General features: G+C 62.7%; 23 protein-coding genes. 11 read left to right on the forward strand and 12 right to left on the reverse strand.

Annotated features, from left to right (window positions below; all coding sequences use genetic code 11):
• Together rpsP and ffh are read right to left on the reverse strand one after the other, a co-directional pair.
• On the reverse strand, nucleotides 1–473 hold a 473-nt coding region (gene rpsP / locus QF629_10460; protein MDP6013952.1), incomplete at its 3' end, for a 30S ribosomal protein S16.
• Between the two features lie 26 nt (nucleotides 474–499).
• The gene (gene ffh / locus QF629_10465) at nucleotides 500–1864 is read right to left on the reverse strand and encodes a signal recognition particle protein (protein MDP6013953.1); all 1365 of its coding nucleotides are present in this window, start codon (nucleotides 1862–1864) and stop codon (nucleotides 500–502) included.
• 188 nt (nucleotides 1865–2052) lie between these two features.
• Here ffh and dapF point away from each other — a divergent pair, with 188 nt between their 5' ends.
• Genes dapF through QF629_10485 form a run of 4 tightly spaced genes read left to right on the forward strand, consistent with a single transcriptional unit; the run spans nucleotide 2053 to nucleotide 5658 of the window.
• The gene (dapF, locus tag QF629_10470; protein MDP6013954.1) at nucleotides 2053–2877 is read left to right on the forward strand and encodes a diaminopimelate epimerase; all 825 of its coding nucleotides are present in this window, start codon (nucleotides 2053–2055) and stop codon (nucleotides 2875–2877) included.
• On the forward strand, nucleotides 2874–4121 hold the full coding sequence (gene mtaB, locus QF629_10475) for a tRNA (N(6)-L-threonylcarbamoyladenosine(37)-C(2))-methylthiotransferase MtaB (GenBank protein ID MDP6013955.1): 1248 nt from the start codon (nucleotides 2874–2876) through the stop codon (nucleotides 4119–4121). The genes dapF and mtaB overlap by 4 nt, the downstream gene beginning before the upstream one ends.
• Nucleotides 4118–5059 carry a signal recognition particle-docking protein FtsY gene (ftsY, locus tag QF629_10480; GenBank protein ID MDP6013956.1) on the forward strand — a complete coding sequence of 314 codons (942 nt, stop codon included), beginning with the start codon at nucleotides 4118–4120 and terminating at the stop codon, nucleotides 5057–5059. Before mtaB ends, ftsY begins: the two co-directional genes overlap by 4 nt.
• Complete coding sequence (locus tag QF629_10485) at nucleotides 5056–5658, forward strand: septation protein A (protein MDP6013957.1); 603 nt, start codon at nucleotides 5056–5058, stop codon at nucleotides 5656–5658. Before ftsY ends, QF629_10485 begins: the two co-directional genes overlap by 4 nt.
• On the opposite strand, the gene QF629_10490 is transcribed toward QF629_10485, so the two are convergent.
• Nucleotides 5655–7181: a hypothetical protein gene (locus tag QF629_10490; protein ID MDP6013958.1), complete on the reverse strand. Its 1527-nt coding sequence runs from the start codon at nucleotides 7179–7181 to the stop codon at nucleotides 5655–5657. The two genes, QF629_10485 and QF629_10490, sit on opposite strands and share 4 nt — an antisense overlap.
• Nucleotides 7178–7714: an NUDIX hydrolase gene (locus tag QF629_10495; protein ID MDP6013959.1), complete on the reverse strand. Its 537-nt coding sequence runs from the start codon at nucleotides 7712–7714 to the stop codon at nucleotides 7178–7180. The genes QF629_10490 and QF629_10495 overlap by 4 nt, the downstream gene beginning before the upstream one ends.
• A 61-nt stretch (nucleotides 7715–7775) precedes the next feature.
• Here QF629_10495 and QF629_10500 point away from each other — a divergent pair, with 61 nt between their 5' ends.
• Nucleotides 7776–9287, forward strand: coding sequence for an acyl--CoA ligase (locus QF629_10500; GenBank protein ID MDP6013960.1), 1512 nt, complete (start codon nucleotides 7776–7778; stop codon nucleotides 9285–9287).
• Nucleotide 9288: 1 nt separating this feature from the next.
• Nucleotides 9289–10281 carry a 2-dehydropantoate 2-reductase gene (locus QF629_10505; protein ID MDP6013961.1) on the forward strand — a complete coding sequence of 331 codons (993 nt, stop codon included), beginning with the start codon at nucleotides 9289–9291 and terminating at the stop codon, nucleotides 10279–10281.
• Here the strand turns inward: QF629_10505 and QF629_10510 are convergent.
• Nucleotides 10276–12231, reverse strand: coding sequence for an EAL domain-containing protein (locus QF629_10510; GenBank protein ID MDP6013962.1), 1956 nt, complete (start codon nucleotides 12229–12231; stop codon nucleotides 10276–10278). The two genes, QF629_10505 and QF629_10510, sit on opposite strands and share 6 nt — an antisense overlap.
• 110 nt (nucleotides 12232–12341) lie before the next feature.
• Between QF629_10510 and QF629_10515 the strand changes: the two genes are divergently transcribed.
• Nucleotides 12342–13016, forward strand: coding sequence for an SOS response-associated peptidase (locus QF629_10515; GenBank protein ID MDP6013963.1), 675 nt, complete (start codon nucleotides 12342–12344; stop codon nucleotides 13014–13016).
• A gap of 417 nt (nucleotides 13017–13433) precedes the next feature.
• On the opposite strand, the gene QF629_10520 is transcribed toward QF629_10515, so the two are convergent.
• Together QF629_10520 and QF629_10525 are read right to left on the reverse strand one after the other, a co-directional pair.
• The gene (locus QF629_10520) at nucleotides 13434–14162 is read right to left on the reverse strand and encodes a CoA-transferase (GenBank protein MDP6013964.1); all 729 of its coding nucleotides are present in this window, start codon (nucleotides 14160–14162) and stop codon (nucleotides 13434–13436) included.
• A 3-nt stretch (nucleotides 14163–14165) separates the two neighbouring features.
• Nucleotides 14166–15002 (reverse strand): CoA-transferase, encoded by an 837-nt coding sequence (locus QF629_10525; GenBank protein MDP6013965.1) that lies wholly within the window; start codon nucleotides 15000–15002, stop codon nucleotides 14166–14168.
• Nucleotides 15003–15212: 210 nt separating this feature from the next.
• Between QF629_10525 and QF629_10530 the strand changes: the two genes are divergently transcribed.
• Entirely contained in the window at nucleotides 15213–16316 is a 1104-nt protein-coding gene (locus QF629_10530; GenBank protein ID MDP6013966.1) for an HlyD family secretion protein, read from the forward strand.
• Between the two features lie 94 nt (nucleotides 16317–16410).
• Here QF629_10530 and pqqA read toward each other — a convergent pair whose 3' ends face one another.
• From pqqA to QF629_10555, 5 genes are all read right to left on the reverse strand, one after another.
• Nucleotides 16411–16485 carry a pyrroloquinoline quinone precursor peptide PqqA gene (gene pqqA, locus QF629_10535; GenBank protein ID MDP6013967.1) on the reverse strand — a complete coding sequence of 25 codons (75 nt, stop codon included), beginning with the start codon at nucleotides 16483–16485 and terminating at the stop codon, nucleotides 16411–16413.
• Nucleotides 16486–16651: 166 nt separating this feature from the next.
• Nucleotides 16652–17692, reverse strand: coding sequence for a LysR family transcriptional regulator (locus QF629_10540; protein MDP6013968.1), 1041 nt, complete (start codon nucleotides 17690–17692; stop codon nucleotides 16652–16654).
• Nucleotides 17693–17929: 237 nt separating this feature from the next.
• Nucleotides 17930–18835 (reverse strand): copper-binding protein, encoded by a 906-nt coding sequence (locus tag QF629_10545; GenBank protein MDP6013969.1) that lies wholly within the window; start codon nucleotides 18833–18835, stop codon nucleotides 17930–17932.
• Nucleotides 18832–20514, reverse strand: coding sequence for a multicopper oxidase domain-containing protein (locus QF629_10550; GenBank protein ID MDP6013970.1), 1683 nt, complete (start codon nucleotides 20512–20514; stop codon nucleotides 18832–18834). The genes QF629_10545 and QF629_10550 overlap by 4 nt, the downstream gene beginning before the upstream one ends.
• A 112-nt stretch (nucleotides 20515–20626) precedes the next feature.
• Nucleotides 20627–21058: a hypothetical protein gene (locus QF629_10555; protein ID MDP6013971.1), complete on the reverse strand. Its 432-nt coding sequence runs from the start codon at nucleotides 21056–21058 to the stop codon at nucleotides 20627–20629.
• Between the two features lie 56 nt (nucleotides 21059–21114).
• On the opposite strand from QF629_10555, the gene QF629_10560 reads away from it, so the two are divergent.
• The 3 genes from QF629_10560 to QF629_10570 are packed head-to-tail and all read left to right on the forward strand — an operon-like array spanning nucleotide 21115 to nucleotide 23841.
• Nucleotides 21115–22002, forward strand: coding sequence for a branched-chain amino acid ABC transporter permease (locus QF629_10560; protein MDP6013972.1), 888 nt, complete (start codon nucleotides 21115–21117; stop codon nucleotides 22000–22002).
• A gap of 1 nt (nucleotide 22003) precedes the next feature.
• Nucleotides 22004–23080, forward strand: coding sequence for a branched-chain amino acid ABC transporter permease (locus QF629_10565; GenBank protein ID MDP6013973.1), 1077 nt, complete (start codon nucleotides 22004–22006; stop codon nucleotides 23078–23080).
• The gene (locus QF629_10570; protein MDP6013974.1) at nucleotides 23077–23841 is read left to right on the forward strand and encodes an ABC transporter ATP-binding protein; all 765 of its coding nucleotides are present in this window, start codon (nucleotides 23077–23079) and stop codon (nucleotides 23839–23841) included. The genes QF629_10565 and QF629_10570 overlap by 4 nt, the downstream gene beginning before the upstream one ends.
• Nucleotides 23842–23845: the final 4 nt, after the last annotated feature.

Consider the following 23845-nt stretch of genomic DNA (forward strand, 5'->3'; position numbering starts at 1 on the left):
GCGGCTGCCTCGACCTCGGCTACCTCCTCGGCCGGCGCTTCTTCCTGGGCCGGCGCTGCGGCTGCCTCGACCTCGGCTACCTCCTCGGCCGGCGCTTCTTCCTGGGCCGGCGCTGCGGCTGCCTCGACCTCGGCCTTGGCCGCCTCCTCGGCTTCCTTCATACGCTCCTGAGCCTTGGCCTTTGGCCTCGCCTTCTGCGGATTGTTGCGCTGGGCCGGCATGGGAACGATCTCAGCCTGGCCGAGAATGCGACCCACGCGGTCGGTCGGCTTGGCACCCTTGGAGAGCCAGTAGCTGATGCGCTCGCTATTGAGCGTGGTGTGTTGCGGGCTGTCCTTGGGTTGCAGGGGGTTGTAGATGCCCACCTTCTCGATAAAGCGGCCGTCGCGCGGACTGCGCACGTCGGCCACCACGATGCGGTACTGGGGCCGTTTCTTGGCGCCGACGCGCGCCAGTCGTATCTTCAATGCCATGCCGTCGTCCTCTTTTCGTTACTCTGTCAGTGGCCGGGAAAGCCCGGCGGCATCATGCCTGGAAGCCCGTGGCGCGCTAGGCCTTTCTTGCCCATCTTGCGCACGCGCTTCATCATTACCGTCATATCCTTGAACTGCTTGAGCAGACGGTTCACGTCCTGCACCGTGGTGCCCGAGCCGGCGGCAATCCGACGCTTGCGCGAGCTGTTTAGCACCTTCGCCTTGCGCCGCTCGCCCGGCGTCATCGACTGGATGATCGCCTCCTGGCGGCGCAACATGCCGTCGTCGACCTTTGCCTGAGCGAGCTGGCTCTTGACCTTGGCGACGCCCGGCAGCAGGCCCATCAGCCCGTCCATGCCGCCCATCTTGCGCATCTGGCGAAACTGGCCCGCCATGTCGGAGAGGTCGAAATTTCCCGCCTCCATCTTGGCGGCGAGCTTTTCGGCCTCGTCCTCTTCGACGACCTGGGCGGCCTTCTCGACCAAGCTGATCACGTCGCCCATGCCGAGGATGCGCGATGCGATGCGCTCGGGATAAAACGGCTCGATGGCATCCAAGCTCTCGCCCGTGCCCATGAGTTTGATTGGGCAGCCGGTGACCGCGCGCATACTGAGCGCAGCACCGCCGCGGCTGTCGCCATCAATGCGTGTTAGCACAATGCCGGTCAGCGCTACGCGCGCCTTGAAGGCGCTGGCGCTGTTGACTGCATCCTGGCCAGTCAATGCATCCGCGACCAACAGGGTCTCGACCGGGCTGGCAACGGCGCTCACTTGCGCGAGCTCAGCCATCAGCGCCTCGTCCACATGCAGCCGGCCGGCGGTATCGAGCACCACCACGTCGTTGCCACCGAGTCGGGCCGCCTGCAGGGCACGCTTGGCGATAGCGGTTGGCACCTGGCCGGCAACGTTGGGCAGCGAGAGCACACCAGCTTGTTCGGCGAGCACGGCGAGTTGCTTCTGAGCAGCCGGGCGCTGCACGTCGAGCGACGCAACCAGCACCGACTTCTTCTCACGCTCGGCTAGATACTTGGCGAGCTTGGCGGCCGTCGTTGTTTTGCCCGAGCCTTGCAGGCCGACGACCATCAGTACCACTGGCGGATTGCCGGAGAGTGCCAGCGGCACGGCCTTGTCGCCCAGTGTCTCGACCAGATGATCGTTGACGACCTTCACCACCATCTGGCCCGGAGTGACGCTCTTGATCACCTCCGCGCCGGTGGCGCGCTCGCGCACCTGGGCGACGAAGTCCTTGACTACTGGTAGTGCCACATCGGCCTCGAGCAGGGCGATGCGCACTTCGTGCAAAGCCTCGCCCACGTCGCTCTCCGAGAGAGCGCCGCGTTTCTTCAGGCGATCGAAGATATCGCCGAACCTGCCGGATAAGGCGTCGAACATACCGATTTCCCAACACCAGTCAGGGCGCCGACACCTCTTTAGCCGACACCCACGCAAATGCGGCCGCAATAATCCGCAAAGCGCAGCTCAAGTCAAGCGGAGCGCTTGGCCTCCACCAGGGAGCCAATACGTAACAACACCCCCTTTCCCATGGACGAGGGCTATCGGCGCCCCATATAACGCGGGTCATGGCTGTTCACCGCTTTACCAAGATGCACGGGCTGGGGAACGATTTCGTGGTACTCGACGGGCGCTGGGCAGCGCTCGTCTTGAGCGCGGACCAAGTGCGCGGTCTCGCCGATAGGCATACGGGCATCGGCTGCGATCAACTCATTCTGCTCGAAGCCAGTGAGACCGCGGATGCCCGTATGCGCATCTACAATGCTGATGGCGGTGAGGCCGAGGCCTGCGGCAATGCTGCACGCTGCGTCGCCTCGACGCTGATGGAGGAGAAGGAGGCCGATACTGCACTTATCGAAACCAGCATCGGCGTACACGAAGCGCATGACGCGGGCGAGGGGCGGGTCAGCGTCGACATGGGCGCGCCGGGGCTCGATTGGGACGAGATTCCGCTGGCCGAGGCCTGCGAGACCCTGCATGTGGGCTTCGCCCATGGCTCGCTCAGCGATCCTGTGGCGACCAACATGGGTAACCCGCATGTGACCTTCTTCGTGCTGGATATTGCCGCTGTGCCACTTGAAGAGTTCGGGCCGGCCATAGAGACGGCTGCCATGTTTCCCGAGCGCATCAATGTCGGCGTGGGCCAGATCACCGGGCCCGCTAGCCTGCGCTTCCGCGTCTGGGAGCGCGGCGTTGGTATCACTCGCGCTTGTGGCACCGGCGCCTGCGCGGCCGCGGTGGCGGCGAGCCGGCGTGGGCTCACCGGCCGCCGCGTGGCGGTTACGCTTGACGGCGGTGTGCTCGATATCGATTGGCGCGTGGATGATCATGTCTGGATGACTGGCGACGTTGCCACCAGCTTCCGTGGCGAGACGGATAGCCTTCTGCCATGAGCGCACAGGCTCCAGCGCCTGAGGTGATCACGTTCGGCTGTCGGCTCAACACCTGGGAGTCGGAGGCGATGGTAACCCGCGCCCGTGCGGCGGGGCTCGACGACGTGGTCATTTTTAACACCTGCGCTGTGACGGCCGAGGCCGAGCGCCAGGCGCGTCAAGCCATCCGCAAGGCTCGCCGGGCCCGGCCCGGGGCGCGCATCGTGGTGACTGGCTGTGCGGCGCAAATAGCGCCCGAGCGCTATGCCGCCATGCCCGAGGTCGACCGCGTGCTGGGCAATCGTGAGAAGCTCGGCGAGGCGCTGTTGGTGACAGACGGTCCCGCCGTTGTGGTCGGCGACATCATGGCGAGTGAGAAGCTCGAGCCTGCCATGGTCGAAGGACCCAAGGGCCGCGCCCGCGCCCATCTGCGTATTCAGGACGGCTGCGACCACCGCTGCACCTTCTGTGTTATTCCCTTCAGCCGTGGGCAGAGCCGCAGCGTGCCTTTAGGCGCCGTAGTCGAGGAAGCGTGCCGCCTGGTCGCTGCCGGCTATCAGGAGATCGTGCTCACCGGCGTTGATTTGACCTCTTACGGGACCGATCTGCCTGGCACTCCGCGCCTCGGCGGGCTGGTAACGCGGTTGCTTGCCGCGGTCCCTAAGCTTGCCCGCCTGCGTCTCTCGTCGCTCGATCCGGCAGCTGTCGACGCAGCCTTGATCCGAGCCTATGGAGAGCAGCCGCGACTCATGCCCCATGCCCATCTCAGTCTCCAAGCCGGCGATGATATGGTGCTCAAGCGTATGCGCCGTCGCCACTCCCGCGCCTATGTGATCGCATTGTGCGATGCCTTGCGCGCGGCGCGCCCGGATATCGCCATCGGCGCCGACATGATCGCCGGGTTCCCGACCGAGACCAATGCTATGTTCGGCAACGGGCTCGATCTCGTCGCGACCTGCAATCTCGTCTGGGGCCACGTTTTTCCCTATTCGCCGCGCCCCGGCACGCCAGCTGCGCGCATGTCGCAAGTGCCGGGCGATGTGCGCAAGGATCGCGCCGGTCGCTTGCGCGAGGCCTTTGCAGCGCGCCTGGCCAGTTATCTGGCAAGCCGTGTGGGGGTTCGCGAGAGCGTGTTGGTGGAAACCGAGACACGTGGGCGCAGCGAGGCTTATGCGGCGGTGCTTCTGGCGGCGCCCGGGACACCCGGCAGCGTTGCCGTTACGCCTATCGCCGGCCATGATGGCACGGCCCTGATCGCAGCATGAGTGAGGCGGAGGACAGCACAGGCGGCTGGCTGACCCGCCTCAGCGCCGGGTTGGGGCGTTCGGCGAAGGCCCTGTCCGACGGCATCGGCGACGTGCTGTTGAAGCGCAAGCTCGATGCCGAGGCGCTTGAGGAACTTGAGGAGCTTCTCATCACGGCCGACCTCGGCGCACCAATCGCGGCGCGGCTGGCGGGAGATTTGGGCAAAAAACGCTTTGAAAAAGATGCCGATGCATACGCCGTTCGCATGGCTCTGGCGGACGACGTTGCCGGTATTCTGACACCCGTCGCCAAACCGCTACAGCTCGACCCGGCCAAACGACCACATGTGGTGTTGGCGGTCGGCGTTAACGGTACCGGTAAGACCACAACTATCGGTAAGCTGGCCACTCGGTGGCAGGCAGCGGGCTACAAGGTTATGCTGGCGGCGGGCGATACCTTCCGCGCCGCGGCGGTAGAGCAGCTCTGTATCTGGGGTGAGCGTGCCGGCGTGCCGGTGGTTACCGGAAAGACCGGTGGCGATCCGGCTGGTCTCGCTTACAACGCCCTGGCGCGTGCCCAAGCAGAGGGCAGCGATGTGCTCGCTATCGATACCGCCGGGCGCTTGCACAACAAGGCCGATTTGATGGACGAGCTGGCCAAAATTGTCCGCGTATTGCGCAAGCTTGACGAGACGGCGCCGCACGACGTGGTGCTGGTGCTTGATGCGACGACCGGACAGAACGCCCACCGGCAGGTGGAGGTGTTTCGCGACATCGCAGAGGTCTCGGGGTTGGTCGTTACGAAGCTTGACGGTTCGGCCCGCGGTGGTGTCGTCGTGGCGCTGGCAGAGCGCTTCGGCCTGCCCATTCACGCGGTTGGCGTTGGCGAGGGTGCGAACGACCTGCGGCCTTTTGATGCGACGGATTTCGCGCGCAGTTTGATGGGGCTGGAAGCATGACGGAAGCCCAGCCACAGCTCGGCGGCGGCAAGCAAGTCGTTAAGCTGCTCTTGGAGCTCGGGCCGCTGGTGGCGTTTTTCATCGTCAACGGTAAGTGGGGCATCCTGCCCGGGACGGCTGCCTTCATGACCGCGACGGCGGTGGCGCTACCTGCGGCTTGGATGCTGATGCGTCAGATCCCCATCATGCCATTGGTCTCTGGCGTCTTCGTTCTCGGCTTCGGCGGCCTGACGCTCTATTTCGAAGACGAGGTCTTTATCAAGCTCAAGCCGACCATCGTTAATTTGCTTTTCGCGACGATCCTGTTCGGTGGCCTCGCCTTGCGCCTGCAGCTGCTACAACGCGTGCTCGGCCAGGTGATTGCGCTGAGCGACTGGGGCTGGCGTGTACTGGGTTTCCGCTGGGCGGTCTTTTTCGTCTGCCTCGCCGCCCTCAACGAGATTGTCTGGCGCACCCAGAGCACTGAAACCTGGATCGAGTTCAAGCTTTTCGGCATCATGCCGCTGACACTTGTCTTCAGCCTGGCCCAGATGCCGCTCATAAACCGCCACCTCATCCAGGATCCGGAGACGGACGATGGGGAGACTGATAGCGATTAACGCATAGCGCTGGCGACGACGATCAGGGTCTCAGCGCGGGCAGCGGACTCGGTCACTTCGAGCGCGGCTTTGAGGGCGCTAGCATGCTCACCGATCTCAGAGAGGGCGAGGGCGCGAGGCAAAGGGGCCGCGATAGCGCCAAGGGTCTCCGCGGTCATTCCGGTCTTGGCGGCCAGGGCCTCAAGACGGGCGATCTGCCACTCGGTGAAGCCGCGGTGCTCAGCATCCGCAATAGCCTCGGTAGTAACGCGCGCGGCGCCGAAATTACCGTTATCGGCCTGGGCCGTCGCGATGGCGGCGATGGCGTCGTCGCGCTCTTTCTGGCTTAGGGTCTCCGCCGCGGTCATGGCACGAGCGAACATGTCTGTATCGCCCGTCACCGCAGCCACCTTGAGCAGGCCCAACGCCTGATAGGCGGGCAGCGCAATGGAATCTGCCATGGCCACCGCAGCGATCACGCGCCCGGTCTTTGCCGTGGTCTCGGCGGCGTCTGCCATGATGGCAGCGCGGATCTCGGGGTGATCGATCTCGGCGGCTATCATGGTTGCGCGGCCGCCGGATACCTTACGGGCGACGGCACGCAAGGCGATTGCGCGCGTCTCATCATTCCCGATATCCTGTGCGGTGTCCTGTGCCGCTCGCGTGTCGCCGGCTTGTAAGGCGTCAGACGACAGGCTACTCAGTGCCATGTCGCGGGCCTCGCCCCAGGGAATACGGTCTAGCTGCTCTATGCCACCGGCCGCGACGACGGATGCCAGTGCCCAGGCCTGTGCGTCTTCGTCCGCGATGTTGTCGGCCAGGGCCAGGGCGGCAGAAGCATCACCATTCAGGGCGAGGGCACGGGCGAGGGTGCTGGCCGCCTCGTCGCGCGCCGGTCCAGGGATCATCTCTGCGAAGGTTATGCTGGCATCGTCGAGGCGACTGTCGCTGGCCTCCGCATCGACGACGGCGGCAAGCGTTGCTTCGCGCCCGGTGTCGTCTTGCGCCATCACGCGCGCTGTTGAACGTGCCATGGCCGAGCGACCCGAGGCGGCAAGCGCCGCGCTGACCTCAATCAAGGCCTGATGTCGAATCTCGACATCGGCGATTTTTTCTACTTCCGTCACGGCGGACATCAGTGGATCCGGGTTGTCGAGCCGTCTACTCAACGATAGTAAAGTATGCACGCGGTCGAGTGGATCCAGAATACCACGGGCCTCAGCGATCGCCGAATTGCGGCTCTCTTCGTCGCCCAAGGTGGCGGCAATCGTGCCCCAGGCCTCGGCCCGTGCGGACGGCGAAGGCAGCGCAGCAGCCAAATCGTGCGCGCGATCCTTGGCACCGTGAGAGGCCCATGCGCCGGCGACGCTGCTGCCGAGATATTTCGCCGCATGTGCATCACCGGAATGGCGGACCATGTCGTCCGCCAGGGTCAGCACGCAAAGCGGCTCCGGGTCCGCCAGGCAGGCCTCGACGTTGGCACCCGCCCAGGCTAACGTCGGTAGCGTCAGGACGGTCGCGGCAAGAAGGACGAGACCCCTCATGGCGCCGGCGCGCTGCGCGGTGTCCAGTCGCCCGCCTCCACGGCCTGGCGATGATGGGTCAGTGCCCAGTGCACGCTGGGAAAGGCTAAGTTGCTCCACGGCATGTCCTCCCACTCGAACAGATCGACCGCTTGGCTCTCCGGGCCTGGCGACACGGCGTCGTTCGTGAGACGCGCGGCGTAGAGAATTTGCACCTGGCTGATGTGCGGAATGTTGTAGATCGCCAGCAGGTGCTCGATGTTGATATTCGCATTGGCTTCCTCGATAGCCTCGCGGCGGGCGCCGTCCTCGGTCGATTCCTCGAGTTCCATATAGCCGGCGGGGATTGTCCAATAGCCGACGCGCGGGGCGATCGCCCTTTGGCACAGTAGGAGCCGGCCGTCGCCGGCCAGGCAGACCGAGCCGACGACGATGAGCGGATTGCGGTAATGGATGAAGCCGCAGTCCGGGCAGGTGTGGCGCGGCCGGCTGTCGCCTTCGGGCACTCTCAGCACCCGCGGCCCAACGCCGCCGTTGTCTCCTAGCTCTGTCATAAATTCATCATAGCACTCATGCGGTTCCAATAGACGTGAAAGGGCTCTAAAACTTGATCCCATGAGCCAGTCAGAGACTATCCGCCGCCTGCTCGATGCCGGCGGAGACGACGCGGCGGCGCTGATCGCCCCCGACCGCGATCCACTCAGCTTCGGCGCGCTCCGCGCCCAGGCCGACGCTACTGTCGCCGCGCTCAACGGCTGTGGCATTGGCCGCGGCGACACGGTGGCCATCGTGCTGCCCAACGGGCCTGACATGGCGAGCGCCTTTGTTTCCATCGCCTGCGCCGTGACGACGGCACCGCTCAATCCCGCCTATCGCGCGGAGGAACTGGATTTCTATCTCGGCGACCTCGACGCCCGAGCCCTCGTGGTTGCGGCAGGCGCCGATGGCCCAGCACGCCATGCGGCCGCTGAACGGGGTATTGCCGTGTATGAACTCTATCCAGGCGAGGAAGCTGGCCGTTTCACCCTGCAAGGGCCTAAGCAGGCGCGCGAGGTGCGTGGTGGGTCGGCGGAGGTTGGCGATATCGGGTTGATCCTGCATACCTCGGGCACCACATCGCGGCCCAAGATGGTGCCGTTGAGCCAGGCTAATTTGGCGGCATCGGCCCAAAATATCCGCGAGACGCTGGCTCTGGTACCGGAAGATCTTTGCCTCAACGTCATGCCGCTTTTCCATATTCACGGGCTGATCGCGGCGGTATTGTCCTCGCTTGTCGCCGGCGCTGGCATCGTCTGCACGCCGGGGTTTAATGCGCTGCGTTTTTTTGCCTGGCTCGGTGAATACAAGCCGACCTGGTACACTGCGGTGCCGACCATGCACCAGACCATCCTGGCACGGGCGGCGCGCAATACTGAGATCGTGGCGCGCAACAATCTGCGCCTGGTACGCTCGTCTTCGGCGTCGCTCCCGGCGCAGGTGATGGGTGAGCTTGAAACGCTATTCGGGGCGCCGGTGATCGAGGCCTATGGCATGACAGAGGCTGCGCATCAGATGACCAGTAATCCGCTGCCGCCGGCGGTGCGCAAACCGGGTAGCGTCGGCCTGCCTGCTGGCTCCGAGGTGCGCGTGCTCAAGCCCGAGGGGGGCTTCGCCGAGCCAGGCGTGACCGGTGAGATAGTCATCTGCGGGCCCAACGTAACGGCGGGTTATCTTGCCAACCCAGAGGCCAATGCTGGCGCCTTCATGGACGGCTGGTTCCGCACTGGCGACCAGGGCATGCTTGACGCAGACGGCTATCTGACGATTACCGGGCGGCTCAAGGAGATTATCAATAGAGGCGGCGAGAAGGTGAGCCCAAGTGAGATCGACGACGTACTCATGGATCACGAGGCTGTGGCGCAAGCAGTTACTTTCGCCATGCCGCATGGCAAGCTCGGTGAGGAGGTGGCCGCAGCGGTTGTGCTGCGCGATGGTGCGGATGCCGATGAGCGCACCTTGCGTGACTTCGCCGCGTCACGCCTTACCGACTTTAAGGTGCCGCGTAAGATAGTCTTCCTCGACGAAATCCCGAAGGGCGCCACGGGAAAGCTACAGCGCATCGGGTTGGCCGAGAAGTTGGGCCTCTGAGATGAAAATCTGCGTCTACGGCGCGGGTGCCATAGGCGGCTACATGGCGGCGCGGCTCACACGTGCCGGCCAGGATGTCACGGTGATCGCGCGTGGCGCCAAGCTCGAGGCCATGACACGAAACGGCTTGCGGTTGATCTCGGAGCCTGCCGGTGAGGATTTCACAGCGCACCCGGTCGTCACCGAGGATGCTGCCGGGGTTGGGCCTCAGGATGCGGTCATCCTTGCCATGAAGGCGCATTCCTTGCCGGACATCGCCGAGCGGCTTGCGCCCCTGCTGGGCTCTAAGACTGTGGTGGTGCCTGCGGTAAACGGCGTGCCGTGGTGGTATTTCCACAAGCTTGATGGACCCTGGGAGGAAAAGCAGATCGAGACCGTCGATCCCGGCGGTCTGCTATGGCGTTATGTCGGGCCAGAGCGGGTTATCGGTTGTGTGGTCTACCCTGCGGCTGAGGTTGTCGAGCCCGGGGTCGTCCGTCACCTAGCGCTCGACCGGTTGCCCCTAGGCGAGCCCAATGGCTCGCGCTCCGAGCGCGCCCTAGCCCTAAGCAAGATTATGGTTGGTGCTGGCTTCAAGTCGCCGGTGCGTCCGCGTATCCGGGATGATATTTGGATCAAGCTTTGGGGCAATGTCGCCTTCAATCCGTTAAGTATGCTAACTGGTGCAACACTTGTGGATATTGCGTCAGACAAGGTGCTGCGCAGCACCGTGCGGACCATGATGGTCGAGACCAAGGCCGTGGCCGAGACCTTGGGCGTTAGCTTTCCCATAGATGTTGATCGCCGCATTGACGGTGCAGCTAAGGTAGGTGAGCACAAGACCTCGACCCTGCAGGATTACGAGGCGGGGCAGGTGGTCGAGTTGCCGGCGCTGATCGATGCTGTGGCCGAACTCGGCCGCCTGACTGCGGTACCGACGCCGACCATTGATATGATCGCTGCTCTGGCGCGCAGGCGCGCACTCACATCTGGGACCTGGCCGTCCGCCCTATAGGTGGGGCTCGCGTTGGCCGCTACGGCGGTTGACGAAATCGACGAAGGCGTCTGCCGGCAAAGGTGGGCTGATTAGCAGGCCCTGGATCTGGTCGCAGCCGAGATCGCTCAGCATGCTCGCCTGGTCCTCGGTCTCGACGCCCTCGGCCAGCACCTTCATACCGAGGCTGTGCCCAAGATGTATGATAGCGCGGGCAATGGCCCCGTCGATCGGGTTTCTGGTGATGTCGGTGACGAAAGAGCGGTCGATCTTGAGCTTACCTACGGGTAGCCGCTTGAGATAGTTGAGCGACGAATAGCCTGTACCGAAATCGTCAATCGATAGCTCCACTCCGAGTTCGACCAAGCTGGTGAGCGTTTCCACGGCAAGTGCCGCGTTGGGCATCAGAACGCTCTCGGTAATCTCGAGGCCGAGCAGGCGCGGCGGCACGCCCGCGCCGAGCAGGGTGTTGCGCACCTTGTCGATTAGCGCGCGGTCCTGAAACTGGGCCGGTGAGACATTGACCCAGATCGGCACCGTCAGACTACCCTTGCGCGCCCAGTTACCAAGCTGGGCGCAGGTGCCCTCCAGCGCCCAACCGCCGATGGCGAGGATCATGCCCGTGGCCTCGGCATGGGCGATGAATTCGCCAGGTGCGACCAGTCCGCGCGCAGGGTGATTCCAGCGCAGCAGTGCCTCGCCGCCGACGACCATGCCGTCGGCGAGATCAACCTTGGGCTGATAGTGCAAGGCGAACTCGTTCTGCGCGAGGGCACGGCGCAGGCCTTGGCCGAGCCGAAGGTGGTGGTGCGCCTCCTCGCCCATGTTACGCGAATAGAAGGCGGCACAGCCGCGCCCCAGGGACTTCGCACGGTAGAGCGCCAGGTCCGCGCCTTTCAGCAGATCTTCTGCGGATTCCGCATGGTCTGGATAAAGCGTGATGCCGATCGAGCCGCCGGTATGCAGGGCCTGGCCTTGCGACATGACCGGCTCGGCAAGCACCGTCTCGATGGCCTGCGCCAGCTCGCTCACCTGCTCCGCACCGGTGATGCCGGGCTGGATGATTGCGAATTCGTCGCCGCCGACGCGCGCCGCGAGGCCGTCCGCTGGCAGGCAACCGCGCAGCCGTGTTGCCACCTCTTGCAGCAGCCTGTCGCCGACGGCATGACCCAGGGTGTCGTTGACGGTCTTGAAATGGTCGAGGTCAATGAGCAGCAGTGCCACCATCGTGCCGCTGGCCTCGGCCTGACGGGTGAAATGTTGCAAGCGCTCGAAAAAGTGTCCCCGCCCGGCCAGGCCGGTTAGGGGATCATTGTCCGCCGGCTCGCGATCGGGGGTGATTTCTGCAATCACCAGCGTATAGCACCTGTCGCCGTCGTCGAGGGGCGCTTCGCTGGTTTTGCCCTCTAGCAGCGTGCCATCGCCACGGCGTAGCCGCTGGGTATCCTGGTCCAGGACGGTAGCGAGCAGCAGGCCTTGGAGAGCATCTGCGGAATCATAGCCCAACGTCGCCGCACCGCGGCTATTGCAGAACAGAACCCTGTCTCCATCGTGAACTAACGCCACGGCAGGGGTCAGCTCGAGCAACTCGCGGTAGCGCGCTTCGCTCTGCCTGTGCCCCTGCTCGTGCTCCCGCTCGACGGTAATATCGCTCCAGCCGGTCACGCGGTAACCGTTGGCGAGTTGGGCCGTGGCGAGGCGAAAGAAGCGGCCGGGCAGCATCTCGACGATATCGCCTGGCTCACCACCCCTTTGCTGGGAGAGATGCCGAGCAAGCCAGCCACAGGAGTCATCTTGCGCGGAGGCAATGGCGCCGGCCCCCACTGCGGCCTGCAGGAGCACCTCGTAGGAGACGCCGGGGACCATCATATGAGCAACAGCAGGAAGCACCGCCGCGAATTCCTCGTTGCGGGCCAACATTGCTTCGGCATCGTCCCAGAGCGCAAGCGCCAGGGTACTAACGGTCGGCATGGTCCCTGCCTGTTGCGCTACGTTGTGAATACGTTTCCTTGGACGAGAATCTAGAGCATTATCCGGCGCCTTGATACCCAATTCACCGCGCACGATTGTCGGGATATGCTATGTGTGGTCGCTACTCTCTGACTACGTCCGAGGAGGCTCTTGTCGGCCTGTTCGAGGCTGGATCCTTGACAGGATATGGGTCACGCTACAATGCGGCACCAAGCCAAATCCTTCCCGTCGTGCGCCTCGACGCCGAGGGACAGCGGCAATGGGCGTGGCTGCGCTGGGGTCTGGTGCCCTCCTGGGCCGAAGATCCGGCCGTTGGCAATCGTATGATCAATGCGCGGGCCGAGACCGTTGCCGAGAAGCCATCTTTCCGTGCCGCCTTTCGCCGCCGCCGCTGTCTGGTTGCGGCAGACGGGTTCTATGAATGGCAGGCGCGCGACGGTGCCAAGCAACCCTATTATGTCACGACTGCTGACGGCAGGCCGATAGCCTTTGCCGGGCTTTGGGAGTGTTGGGGCGGCGATGCACCGCTCGAGACCTTCACCATCCTCACGACCGAAGCCTCGCCGGATCTGGCTCTCATTCATCACCGCATGCCGGTGATCCTTGCGCCGGCGCATCAATCCACTTGGCTGGAGACGACGGATGCGGGTCTGCTTGCCGGGTTGCTGGGACCGGGTGACGGAATAAGGCTGGTAGCGCGGCCGGTAAGTCAGCATGTCAACAATCCGCGGCACGACGATGCGGCGTGCTTGGCGGCTGTCGGCGATAACGGAGCACCTCTGTAGACCCTCCTCCACAGATGAGGCTAGCTTAGCGCCATTCCGCCGCTCCCTGGCCCATTTTTTGCCGTTGACACCATGGCCGCTACGTCACATTTCAGATGGCGGATATCGCCGCGCCCCACGATCTTCTCCGGTCTCCGACGACGGGTTCTGGTAGGGTGTATCCTGTTTGTTTTACCGGCCGTGATAGCATCGGCAATGTATGGTTTAGTCAGGTTTTCGGTGGTAAGCTACCGTCATGATGAAGTGAGAACGACCCAGTATTAATTGTTAACCTTGTCCCACATCTCGGCGGCTAATGCTTAGGCTTTCGATAATCCCACTCATACCGGAGGACCCGCTGGGTGGTCTGTTCGTATCTAATTCTTAACCATGCTTTTCATGTAACCGACAACAGGTTAACGGTGCCTTGCCGGTCGCTCAGCCGAGTGTTGCTGCCACTTCTGGATAGGTTTCGGCTAACATCTCGCGCACAGGACCGCGGATTAGGTCTAGCTCCTCGCGCCTCGGCGCGGGCGTGGTCGCCGCTGTTGCGGCATGGGCGAAGGGAAACCCCGTGGCCGCCTCGACCTCTTGCAAATCATGGCCTGGGTGTAGACTTTCAAGGTTGAAGCGCGCGGTCGCCTTGTCAAAGTCGAATATGGCACGGCCGGTGACTAGCGCGCTGGGCCCGCCTGGACGGTAGACGCCCTCTGGCCCGCTGCCCGGCGCGCTGATGAAATCCACTTGCGGCACCAGCACCCTGGAGCTGTGCTCTTCGCGAAACAGGATAACGTTTGGTACCATGTAATAGAGATAGGCGGAGCCGAAATTGCCGTGAAACCTGACGCTCAAGTTGGGATAGTCGCCGACACCGACTAGGTTGATGTTGGCTTTGCCGTCGATTTGGCCACCGCTAAGAAAGAAGACGTCGACACGGCCGCGCCCGGCTGCATCGAAAATCTCACGGCCGCCGTCGGCATGGCGGTAGAAGCGCTCGGAGCCGAGAACGGTGATACGCAAGTGCCTAGCGCTACGCTGGTGCGCAAGCATGGCAGCAGCGGCCGGGATGGGTGAGATTGCGCCGGCAACCACGTGACCGTGATCGGGCAGACGCCGCGCAAGCACGGCAATCAGCAGCTCGCGGTTGCTGTAGGAGGTAGGTGACATCGGCTATTCGGCGGCGACGGCCTGCCCATTCAGCACATGGTCGTCCAGATAGGCAGTGAAGCCGGCAGTCGTTTTTGCCTGCTTGGCATACGCGCGCATATGGGCGCCGTCGGGCCCGTACTGGTTGGCGAACCCGACCGGCCAAGCGCCGCCAGGACAGGCCGCGACATGGTCCATGTAAAGTGAGGATATGGTGCCCGAGGCGGTCGCCGGGTCGTCGAGCAGGTTCCCGCTGACGCGTTTTTCCACCGTTGCTAGGGTGATACGCGCGGCGTGAGCCATGGTCAGGACCTCGCGGCGCAAGCCGATCCAAACATTGCCCTCATCGTCGGCGCAGGCGGCATGGATCAGGGCCACATCAGGAGTGATGGCCGGCAACAGAGCGATCGGATCGCGCATGCTTTCGGGTGTATACGGATTGTCGATTAGCTTCCAGTCCTTACGCAGGCGCTGTACGTCCGAGCCGATGAGGCCGCGCAGCGGTATGAAAGGGATACCCTTCTCGGCGGCCTGTAATGCCGCGTGAATGGCCGGGCACGTGGTCTCGCGAACGGCAAGGCCGGGCTTGCCCGCGGCCACATGAAAACGCGGTGCGCCGCCATATTCGCCGAGGTTCACCGCAGCGCTCTCGATTTGCGCCACACAATCGGCTCCGATCAACAGGTCGGCGGCAAGGCCGCTGGTGGGACCACCGATGAGCGTAAGACCGCGCGCGCCTTTGCGAATCAAGGCGCGAACGGCGGCCATGGGCACGCCGTTGGTATCGCAAGGCATGATCAAGGACGCCCCGTCGGAAATGGCCTCGACCAAGCTGTCGGCATCGTTCTTGAACAAACTCATCCGTGGGCCTTTCCTGTGCTGACGTTGGCCAGTGTAGCCGATTTTGCTTGCATATAGGCAAATCCGCCTCGGTTGTCGATTTTGCGCGGGTCTGGGTTGCAGGCGAAGCTATTTTCAAAGACTGCAAAAAAGCCCATATTCAAGTTCCCATATTCCACGGTGGTTAGAGCGCAATAACCCCAGCAGAAGAGCCAAAACGGCATAAAGCGAATGAAACTGAAGACGACAATTTTCAGCACTGTCCTGATCGCCGCTGTGCTCGGCGGCGGAGCCTATGGCATGAATTGGTGGAAGATGCGACAGGTCGTCGTCACCACCGACAACGCCTATGTGCGTAGTGACGTGACTGCAATTAGCCCTCGTGTCGCCGGCTATATCGAGACCCTGCATGTGACGAGCAACCAGCACGTGACCGCTGGCCAACCGCTGGTGACGCTGCAGGCGGACCAGTACGAATCCGATGTCGATTCGGCGCGTGCAGATCTGCGTGCTGCCGAGGCCGAGATCGAGATCTCACGGGCCACCATCGCGAATATGGGCGCCCGGCGTGCCTTGCAGCAATCGCGCGTGCGCCAGGCCGAGGCGCGTGTGGAGGCGGCGCGGGCCCAGGCCGAGCAAGCTGCGCGCGAGGTCGAGCGATATAGTCAGCTGCTGGATCGTGGCACGGGAACACGCCAGAAATTTGAGGAGGCGACGACCCACGACCGCACCATGCGGGCTGAGGTGACGCGCGCCCAGGCGGAGGCCGCAGCGGAACGCGCCGAACTGCCGGTGATCGATACCGATGTGCTGCGTATCGAGCGCGAGATCGATAGACTGCAGGCCAAGGTCGACCGGGCCCGCTCCGATCTCGATCGGGCCGAGATCGCGCTGTCGGACACAGTGGTGGTGTCGCCGATCGATGGCGTGGTGGGTAATCTTCGCGTCGAGAACGGCATGTATACCGAGGAAGGTTGGCCGATGCTCTCGGTGGTGCCTTTGCAGACCACCTACGTCATCGCCAACTTTAAGGAGACCCAGCTTGAGCGACTGCGCGTCGGCCAGGAAGTGCACATGGAGATCGATGCCTTCCCGGGCATGATGCTGGTCGGGTATATTGACAGCTTGGCGCCGGCCAGCGCTGCCGAGTTCAGCCTGCTGCCGCCGCAGAATGCCACCGGCAACTTCATCAAGGTGGTGCAGCGAATTCCGGTAAAAATATTCTTCGACTTTCCGGCGGGCTTCGCGGCACGACTGGTGCCGGGTATGTCGGTAGTGGTCACGGTCGATACTCGTAGCGCCCCCCAGGGCGCGGCGCTGGCCGACGAGGGTTGAAGGCGAGTAGTCGTTTCGGATTGAATAACGGTTAAACGAAAGTCGCCGGCCCCTTGCGGGACCGGCGGCTAAATCTTTCAGCCTTGCGCGGAGACTAGAGGTCGGCGCAGGCGTAACAGTTAATTTCGAGACCGACCGCAACTTCAACGATTACAGGCTTCGTCCACATGATCCGAACTCCTAAATTTACCAAGCCTTCTGGCCTGTGTTGTGGCTAACTCTACGGTACCCAAACCCTTGGGACGCTGACGAGGCAACGCCCCGCATGACGAAGGCTACGGATTGCCCGCGCCATTACACTCTATAATGACTATAAAGAATCCTTATGGCGCGGCTCAGAGCGCTTTGAGGAGCGGTGGCAGGGGCTCGATGGGCGGCAGCTGTATGGTCGCGCCGGCGGCTTTGACCATTTCGACGACGCTGACATAGGGCTCGATGCGCGCATATTGGGTAGGCAACAGGGCGACGATCTCGCGATTAGGCAGCGTTGTGCGGTAGAGCGTGACGGCAAACCCGCGCTTGGCGCCCAAGGCTGCCGTCAGGGCCGGGACTACGGCCACGCCGAGTCCTGCCTGGACCATAGACAGCGCCACTTCGTAGCTGCGCGACTGGGCTATAACCCGGTAATGGGGTAGAACGTGCTGGTACCAGTCCTCGATGCGCTTTTTGTGCTGGTTGCCGAAATTGAACTGGATGGTACTGTTGACGACTGTACGCTCTGTCGGTGCTAAATCTCGCTCCACGTCGCCCACATCCGAAAGGTCCAGCCCCTCAGGCACCGCCAGCACATAAGGGTCAGAGGACACTTTTTCTCTCAGGAAGCTGGCGCCGTCGCCGGCGGTCGAATCGGTTGCTAGTAAGGCCATGTTGATGCGGCGTCCGTAGAGTAGATCAACCGCTTCCGCCGGCGAGGATTCGTGAACGTCCATCTCCAACTCGGGATAACGCGTAGCCAAGAGGCGCAGCGATTCGGGCAATACGTTGCGGGCGATGGAACTGAGTGCCCCGATCGAAACCACGCCGCGGGTGCCGGCGGAGAACTCCTCCAGGCCGATCAGGGCTTCCTCAACGCTCGACAGAATAACGTCGGCCTTGCGCAGCAGAAACTGACCGGCATCGGTGGGCGTCATCTCGTTACGGCTGCGATTGAAGAGCTGGGTGCCGACCTCTTCCTCAAGCTTGGAGATTTGCTGCGACAGCGAGGGTTGAGCGAGGTCGAGAATCTTCGATGCCTTGGTGAACGACTTGGCCTGCGCCACGGCCCAGAAGATTCGCAGCTGGTGCAACGTAACGGCGCTGGGATTAATCAGTGGTGGCGCCACAGCATCGGGAATGCTTGCGATATCCGCTTTCGCAACGGTGCTCGCCTTCGCCATCACTCCTGCTCCTAGGTCAAATTCCACGCACGCAAAAGCGCGCGCCGCACGGTACGTCGGCAAATACCGCCTATTCAAGCAATACCGGTTATTCGTTCAGGGTTATTAGTTCAGTAAACTCGGATCAAGGTGCAGGTAGTCATAGCGGCCGGCTGATTCTACAATGACCTCGCGTGGGCCGCTGCTGTCGTTCACAGTCCAGGCGATCGGTACACCGGCGTGTCGATGCTCTATTCTTTAGAGCCTGCGTAACATCAGCAACCCGGCGAGCAGCCCGAAAAGCGCTGCGAGTGCGCCGATCGGGCCGGGACCCGGCACGGGCTCGATCCGCAACGGCCCAGTGAGGCCGGGGATACCCGGTATGTCGCCATCGCCCCCGGCGACGCGGATCTCGCCGCGCAGGCCTTTCTCCGTGTGCTGGGGCATGTCGCAATGGACCAGATAGGTGGCGCGGTTGCTGGGTAGGATGAAGGTTCCCGTCTTCTGCGCCTTGCCCGCCGCCTCCATATGGAACATGCCTTGCGGGTAGAGGTAATGCGGCAGCCCGTGCACCATCCACTGGTGGCGCACGCTGTCCTCGTTGATGAAGGTCACGGTCAGGCGTGTGCATGGCTCGACGTCGAAGACGTTGCGGTTGTAACCGAAAGTGGTGCCGGGATACCCCTCGGCATAATGGCGACCCGCGCGAACAGTTATCTCGATATCAGCAGAGATGGCGCTGCAATTCTCCGGCAGCGTGTCACGATTCTCGTTCATCACCATGCCCTCGTCGTCGAAGGTCATGGCCTGGTGGTCGTGGGCGCTATGATCTATCGATGCTGTGTCCTCGGTCACCGCTGCGACCGTGATGCCGGGCGGCGCCAAGGCGATTGTGCCGATGCGGTAAATGTGGTCGCGCCCGCGTTTGAGGCTGAAGGTTACTATGTCGCCTGCCGCGAGATCTCCGGCGCTGACGTCTTCTGAGAGTTCCAGGTCCATGGTCATCTCGGGCCAGCCGATGCCGGGAATGGGGTCATGGGTAAGGTTCAGGCTGCGCCCATCCTCAGCGATACGGTGGATGACGCCGACGCCGCTGGCCGCCTCGTCATCGGCCAACGCCGCCGCTGCCAGCAGCGTGATCACCAGCGCGAGAGCCCGCATCATGCCCGCCGTCTGCGCATCAAGGCGAAGAGCACGGCCAGCAAGAGGCCGATATCGAGGCCGAACAGGATCGGTCGCAGTGTCGGCCAGCTCTCTGGCGCCACGTCAGCCAGGGTGCCGAGCGGGTCGTAGGTCTGCCATATGGGAACCCGCCCAGCATAAAAGGCCGGGCTGAAATAGGGGCTCCAGTCGACGCCCTGGAGTTTCGGCAGGCCACCATCCACGAGGTAGGATTCATAGACGATGGCGCTGATGCCGCCGCCGGGACCGATGCCGTTATTGGTGACCGCGGGCGCGTGATGGTCGTGCATCAGCCAGACCCCCTGGCCATAGCTATGCAGGCCGTCGTCTACGGTCTCGAGTAGCAGGTCGGCGCGCTGCATTGGGGCCACCCAGACCACGTCACGGATCAGCTGGGTCGCGGGCGGCACTGGCACCCCGTCGGTGTGGGTGACGGTGACCTTGTGGCCATGGGTATGCAGGGCGACGCCTTCTGCGCCGCCGTTGGCCACGCGCAGACGCACGCGCTCGTTCGGCGCTACCACGATCAGGGACTCGCGCGCCGTATAGGGGAAGGAGCGGCCATTGAGCAGAAAATAATCGGAGCTGCGTTCGGTGATGTCGTAGCGGCGGTGAATTTCCTTGATCACCCGTCGTGGATCGTTGGAGAGGCGCACCAGATCGTGCATCTCGCGATCCACCTCCTGATAGTGGAGGTCGTATTCGCGGTCGTAAGCCTCCTGACTGGCTTGCGAGCGCGCCCGCACCTGCCCAGCGCCGACATTGAACGTCTGCACGGGATTGTTTGGCCGGTTCTCTTCCACCACGAACATCGCTTGCAGACCCATCAGGATATGCACGGCGGGTTGCACGTGGCAGTGATAGAACATAGTGCCAGCTTGGCGTGGGGTCATCTCGTAGGTGCGGCTCTCGCCCGGCATCACCGGCATCTCACTGGTCAGAGGCACGCCGTCGTTGCCATCGCCTTGGGCACCGACGTATGGGTGGTCGACGCCGTGGAAGTGGATGGTGTGGGGCATGGTATGGGTGTTTTCGAGGGTGATTTTGACCGTGTCCCCCTGTTCGACGCGGATTACCGGTGAGGGCACGCGCAGTGTGCGATAGGCGGCGCTGTTCTCAGAGGTCTTGGTGGCCATTCCACGGCTTTTGGGTGCGAACACCCAGAAGCCTGGCCTGATGCCGGGGGCAATGGCGTAATCGAGCGACGGTGCCAGGCCGTCGGGCGATGCGCCGTTGAGTTCGGCCACTTCGAGCCGCAGGTGAATCTCGTCTGCATCGCCGTCGCCGTCTCTGTCTGCGCCCTTGACCACGGCATCGGACGCAAGGCGCGTGCGCATGAGCACATCCGGTGACACGTTGTTCGTGCCCTTGACGAAAGCAGCCACCTCGGCCGGGGCGTCGGGATTGCAGCGCGGCGAAGCCTCGATCGCCACGCCGTCCAGGGTTTGCGCGGCGCGCCATTCCGGGAAGGGCTCGTTGCAGATAGCCTCGGTCGCGAGTTCGACCGGGGGTGAGCTTGCCGGCGGTGCCTCGTAAGCTGGTACTTTTCGGGTAAAGACCGCCTGCTGCCAGCTCTCCGGCCACCAAGCCGGCGGCGCCAGCACGATGCCCCCCACAGCAAGACCAAGCGTCAGCGCGATAAGGACGAGTGCTCTATACATCGGTAATCACGACCGCTGATCATACGGAAGGGTGACGGCTTCGCCGCGCCCAATCAACTGAGAAGACATAGCGGCCGCTTCCTAAGGCCAGAATTCGTACCGCCCACTTAATTTAGGTCATCAGTTTTACCAACACCGATGGAAAAGGAAAATAACGAACGCAGCGCGTCGTCGAAACCCGGCTTGTGGGCGGCAGCGAAGCTGATGTAATGGCCCTCTTCGGCGAACTCGTATCGCACGGAGACTGTGCTGGTGGGTGGATCGGCGCAGGTTCGTAGAACAGCGTCGCGCTCTCAATATCGCTTGTGTTGTCGAAATCGGCGAGGGCGGCGTTGTTGGTGATATTGTTGGCATCGCGAATGATGCGGACATTCATTAGCATCTCCCGCAGCACGGGGTCGATGACATCGATCGTGATGATAGCCTCGCCGGTAATGCGCAAACTTTGCGGCGCGATGAGATCGTGGAAATCCACCCACTTCAGGTCCAGCAAGTCCTTGTTTACGAAGTGCACATTGGCCGTGGCGAACTCATCGGTCTGCAAGGTTTGGCTTCACCAGGAGCCATGCTACAAGGCTGGCCTGCGAGAGTGGGGAGGGGATGGACGGCCTCGTACAGTTTGCCCAACAGGTGGTCAGCGGTACCGCCATCGGTTGTGTCTACGCGCTGGTGGCGCTTGGCTTTGTTCTGATCTACAAGGCGACCGAGGTGGTCAACTTTGCGCAGGGCGAGCTGATGATGGTCGGCGCCTTTCTGGCCTACACCTTCATCGTCATTCTCGGCATGGGCTTCTGGCTTGGCGCGTTGTTGGCGCTGCTGGGCACGGCGCTGCTCGGCGGCGCACTCGACCGCGTGGTGATGCGGCCGATGGTGGGCCAGCCTGTCTTCGCCATCATCATGGTCACCATCGGCATTGGCTTCATGTTCCGCAGCATCGTCGCCATGACGCCGGGCTGGGGTGTTGACACCTACACCATCGGAACGCCGTTCTACGGTAAGGTCGTGAGCCTCGGCGATCTGGTCCTCAGCCAAGATCATCTGGCGATCATCGTGCTGACCGTTCTGCTGGTGGCGGCGCTGTTCGCGTTCTTCCGCTACACCCGCCTTGGCGTGGCCATGCAGGCGACTTCGCAAAACCAGCTTGCCGCCTATTATATGGGCATCCCGGTCAAGACGGTCTTCTCCATGATCTGGGCGCTGAGTGCCGCTGTTGCCGCCTTCGCCGGCATCTTGCTGGCGCCGATCGCCTTCGTCCACGTCAATATGGGCTTTCTCGGCATCAAGGCCTTTCCTGCTGCTGTGCTGGGTGGCTTCGGCTCGATCCCTGGCGCTATCGTCGGCGGCCTGATCATCGGCGTCGTTGAGGCGTTGGCCGGCTTCTACTTGCCGGAAGGTTTCAAGGACGTCGCCGCCTATGTCGTACTGCTGGCCGTGCTCATCGTGCGCCCACAGGGCCTGTTCGGCGAGATTGCACGGAAAAAGGTTTGAGATGAGATTCGTCTTCAAGACCTCCTATGACCAGGACATCCGCATGTTTCCCCATGCGGGAGCGTTGTTCTGGTACGGGGTCCTGATCGTCGCGCTGATCGCCGCGCCGCTGCTGCTTGACCGCTATCTTTTGACCCAGGCGAGCTTCGTCGCCATCTTCACTATCGCCGGCGTCGGACTGATGCTGTTATCGGGCTATACCGGCCAGGTCTCACTCGGTCATGCCGCCTTTTTAGCCGCTGGCTCCTACACCGAAACCATCCTCATGGATGCGGGTCTACCGTTTCTAATCTCCTTGCCGTGCTCAGGATTGCTCGCCGGCGTTCTCGGCATCGCCATCGGCTTGCCGGCACTGCGCCTTGCCGGAATCTATCTCGCTATCGCTACCTTGGCGTTCGCTTTTATCGTCGAGGAGGTTCTGGCGCGCTGGGAATCTCTAACCGGAGGGACCAGCGGTCTGATGGTGCCAGAGCTGACCATCGCCGGCGTCTCCTTTTATGATGAGACCTACTTCTACTATCTCTGTGTCGGTGTCGCGGTGCTAGTTATGTTGGCGGCGATTAACCTGCTCCGCTCGTCCACCGGGCGCGCCTGGATAGCTATTCGGGACAGCGAGATTGCAGCTCAGAGCATGGGCGTGAACCTGGCTTGGTACAAGACCATGGCCTTTGCCATAAGTGCCGCCTTCACTGGTCTCGCTGGCGCGCTTTACGCCCATCAACTCACCTATATCAGCCCCGAGAGCTACAACATCCTGTTGTCGGTGGAACTGTTGCTGCTGGTCGTGGTCGGCGGGCTGGGGTCCTTGCACGGGGCTGTGTTCGGCGCCATCTTCGTCATCGTGCTACCAGAGCTGGTCGCCATGCTGCAGGGCGCGCTGCCAGAGAAGATGGCCCAGCAAACCGGCATTAAGATGGGCATCTTCGGGCTCGTGATCGTGCTTTTTATGTTGTACGAGCCGCTCGGTATCTACGGCCGCTGGTACAAGATCAAGCATTACTTTGCCATGTTTCCGGTATACCGCAAGGCGACCTTCAAGCGGCAGAAATCCTATGTAAAATCGGATCGCTTGCGATGAGTCTGTTCGTGGTAGAGGGGCTGAGCATGGCCTTCGGCGGCATCCGCGCCGTCGACGAACTCAGTTTTGCCGTCGAGCCGGGTGAGGTGTTTACCATCATCGGTCCAAACGGCGCCGGCAAGACCACTTGTTTCAACCTGATCAACCGCATTTACAATCCCACAGCCGGCCGCATTACCTTTGACGACCAGGACATCACGCGTCTGCCACCGCACCGTATCGCCGGGCTTGGCATCGCGCGTACCTTCCAAAACATTGAGCTGTTCGACAATGCCAGCGTGCTCGCCAATCTTCTGCTAGGCCGCCATGCCCGCGCGCACGATCACAGCAACTTGCTGGCCGATATGCTGTTCTTGCCCATGGTGCGCCGGGCCGAGCGCGAACATCGGCGCCGGGTCGAGGACGTGATCGACTTTCTCGATCTGCAGCATTACCGCCATAATCACGTTGGCAGCCTGCCCTACGGCGTTCGCAAGGTCGTAGAACTGGGTCGAGCGCTGGCCAGCGAGCCCAAGCTTTTGCTGCTCGACGAGCCGTCCTCTGGCCTCAATACGGAAGAGACCGGTGATATGGCCTTCTGGATCTCCGATATCCGCCGCGAGTTCGGCATCACGGTGCTGATGATCGAGCATGATATGAACTTGGTCGGCCGCGTTTCTGACCGCGTGCTGGCGCTTAATTACGGCCGCATGATAGCAACCGGCACGACGGAGGAAGTTCGCCGTCACCCGGAAGTGGTCAAGGCCTATCTCGGTGAATGAGGCG

It is taken from the genome of Alphaproteobacteria bacterium (assembly GCA_030739735.1).
In the GTDB taxonomy this organism is placed as follows: domain Bacteria; phylum Pseudomonadota; class Alphaproteobacteria; order UBA7887; family UBA7887; genus UBA7887.

What these genes read in the sequence shown, in the direction of transcription:
- ffh (MDP6013953.1), bottom strand. Translation starts at nt 1,864, where the DNA reads ATGTTCGACGCCTTATCCGGCAGGTTCGGCGATATCTTCGATCGCCTG.
- dapF (MDP6013954.1), top strand. Translation starts at nt 2,053, where the DNA reads ATGGCTGTTCACCGCTTTACCAAGATGCACGGGCTGGGGAACGATTTC.
- mtaB (MDP6013955.1), top strand. Translation starts at nt 2,874, where the DNA reads ATGAGCGCACAGGCTCCAGCGCCTGAGGTGATCACGTTCGGCTGTCGG.
- ftsY (MDP6013956.1), top strand. Translation starts at nt 4,118, where the DNA reads ATGAGTGAGGCGGAGGACAGCACAGGCGGCTGGCTGACCCGCCTCAGC.
- QF629_10485 (MDP6013957.1), top strand. Translation starts at nt 5,056, where the DNA reads ATGACGGAAGCCCAGCCACAGCTCGGCGGCGGCAAGCAAGTCGTTAAG.
- QF629_10490 (MDP6013958.1), bottom strand. Translation starts at nt 7,181, where the DNA reads ATGAGGGGTCTCGTCCTTCTTGCCGCGACCGTCCTGACGCTACCGACG.
- QF629_10495 (MDP6013959.1), bottom strand. Translation starts at nt 7,714, where the DNA reads ATGACAGAGCTAGGAGACAACGGCGGCGTTGGGCCGCGGGTGCTGAGA.
- QF629_10500 (MDP6013960.1), top strand. Translation starts at nt 7,776, where the DNA reads ATGAGCCAGTCAGAGACTATCCGCCGCCTGCTCGATGCCGGCGGAGAC.
- QF629_10505 (MDP6013961.1), top strand. Translation starts at nt 9,289, where the DNA reads ATGAAAATCTGCGTCTACGGCGCGGGTGCCATAGGCGGCTACATGGCG.
- QF629_10510 (MDP6013962.1), bottom strand. Translation starts at nt 12,231, where the DNA reads ATGCCGACCGTTAGTACCCTGGCGCTTGCGCTCTGGGACGATGCCGAA.
- QF629_10515 (MDP6013963.1), top strand. Translation starts at nt 12,342, where the DNA reads ATGTGTGGTCGCTACTCTCTGACTACGTCCGAGGAGGCTCTTGTCGGC.
- QF629_10520 (MDP6013964.1), bottom strand. Translation starts at nt 14,162, where the DNA reads ATGTCACCTACCTCCTACAGCAACCGCGAGCTGCTGATTGCCGTGCTT.
- QF629_10525 (MDP6013965.1), bottom strand. Translation starts at nt 15,002, where the DNA reads ATGAGTTTGTTCAAGAACGATGCCGACAGCTTGGTCGAGGCCATTTCC.
- QF629_10530 (MDP6013966.1), top strand. Translation starts at nt 15,213, where the DNA reads ATGAAACTGAAGACGACAATTTTCAGCACTGTCCTGATCGCCGCTGTG.
- QF629_10540 (MDP6013968.1), bottom strand. Translation starts at nt 17,692, where the DNA reads ATGGCGAAGGCGAGCACCGTTGCGAAAGCGGATATCGCAAGCATTCCC.
- QF629_10545 (MDP6013969.1), bottom strand. Translation starts at nt 18,835, where the DNA reads ATGATGCGGGCTCTCGCGCTGGTGATCACGCTGCTGGCAGCGGCGGCG.
- QF629_10550 (MDP6013970.1), bottom strand. Translation starts at nt 20,514, where the DNA reads ATGTATAGAGCACTCGTCCTTATCGCGCTGACGCTTGGTCTTGCTGTG.
- QF629_10560 (MDP6013972.1), top strand. Translation starts at nt 21,115, where the DNA reads ATGGACGGCCTCGTACAGTTTGCCCAACAGGTGGTCAGCGGTACCGCC.
- QF629_10565 (MDP6013973.1), top strand. Translation starts at nt 22,004, where the DNA reads ATGAGATTCGTCTTCAAGACCTCCTATGACCAGGACATCCGCATGTTT.
- QF629_10570 (MDP6013974.1), top strand. Translation starts at nt 23,077, where the DNA reads ATGAGTCTGTTCGTGGTAGAGGGGCTGAGCATGGCCTTCGGCGGCATC.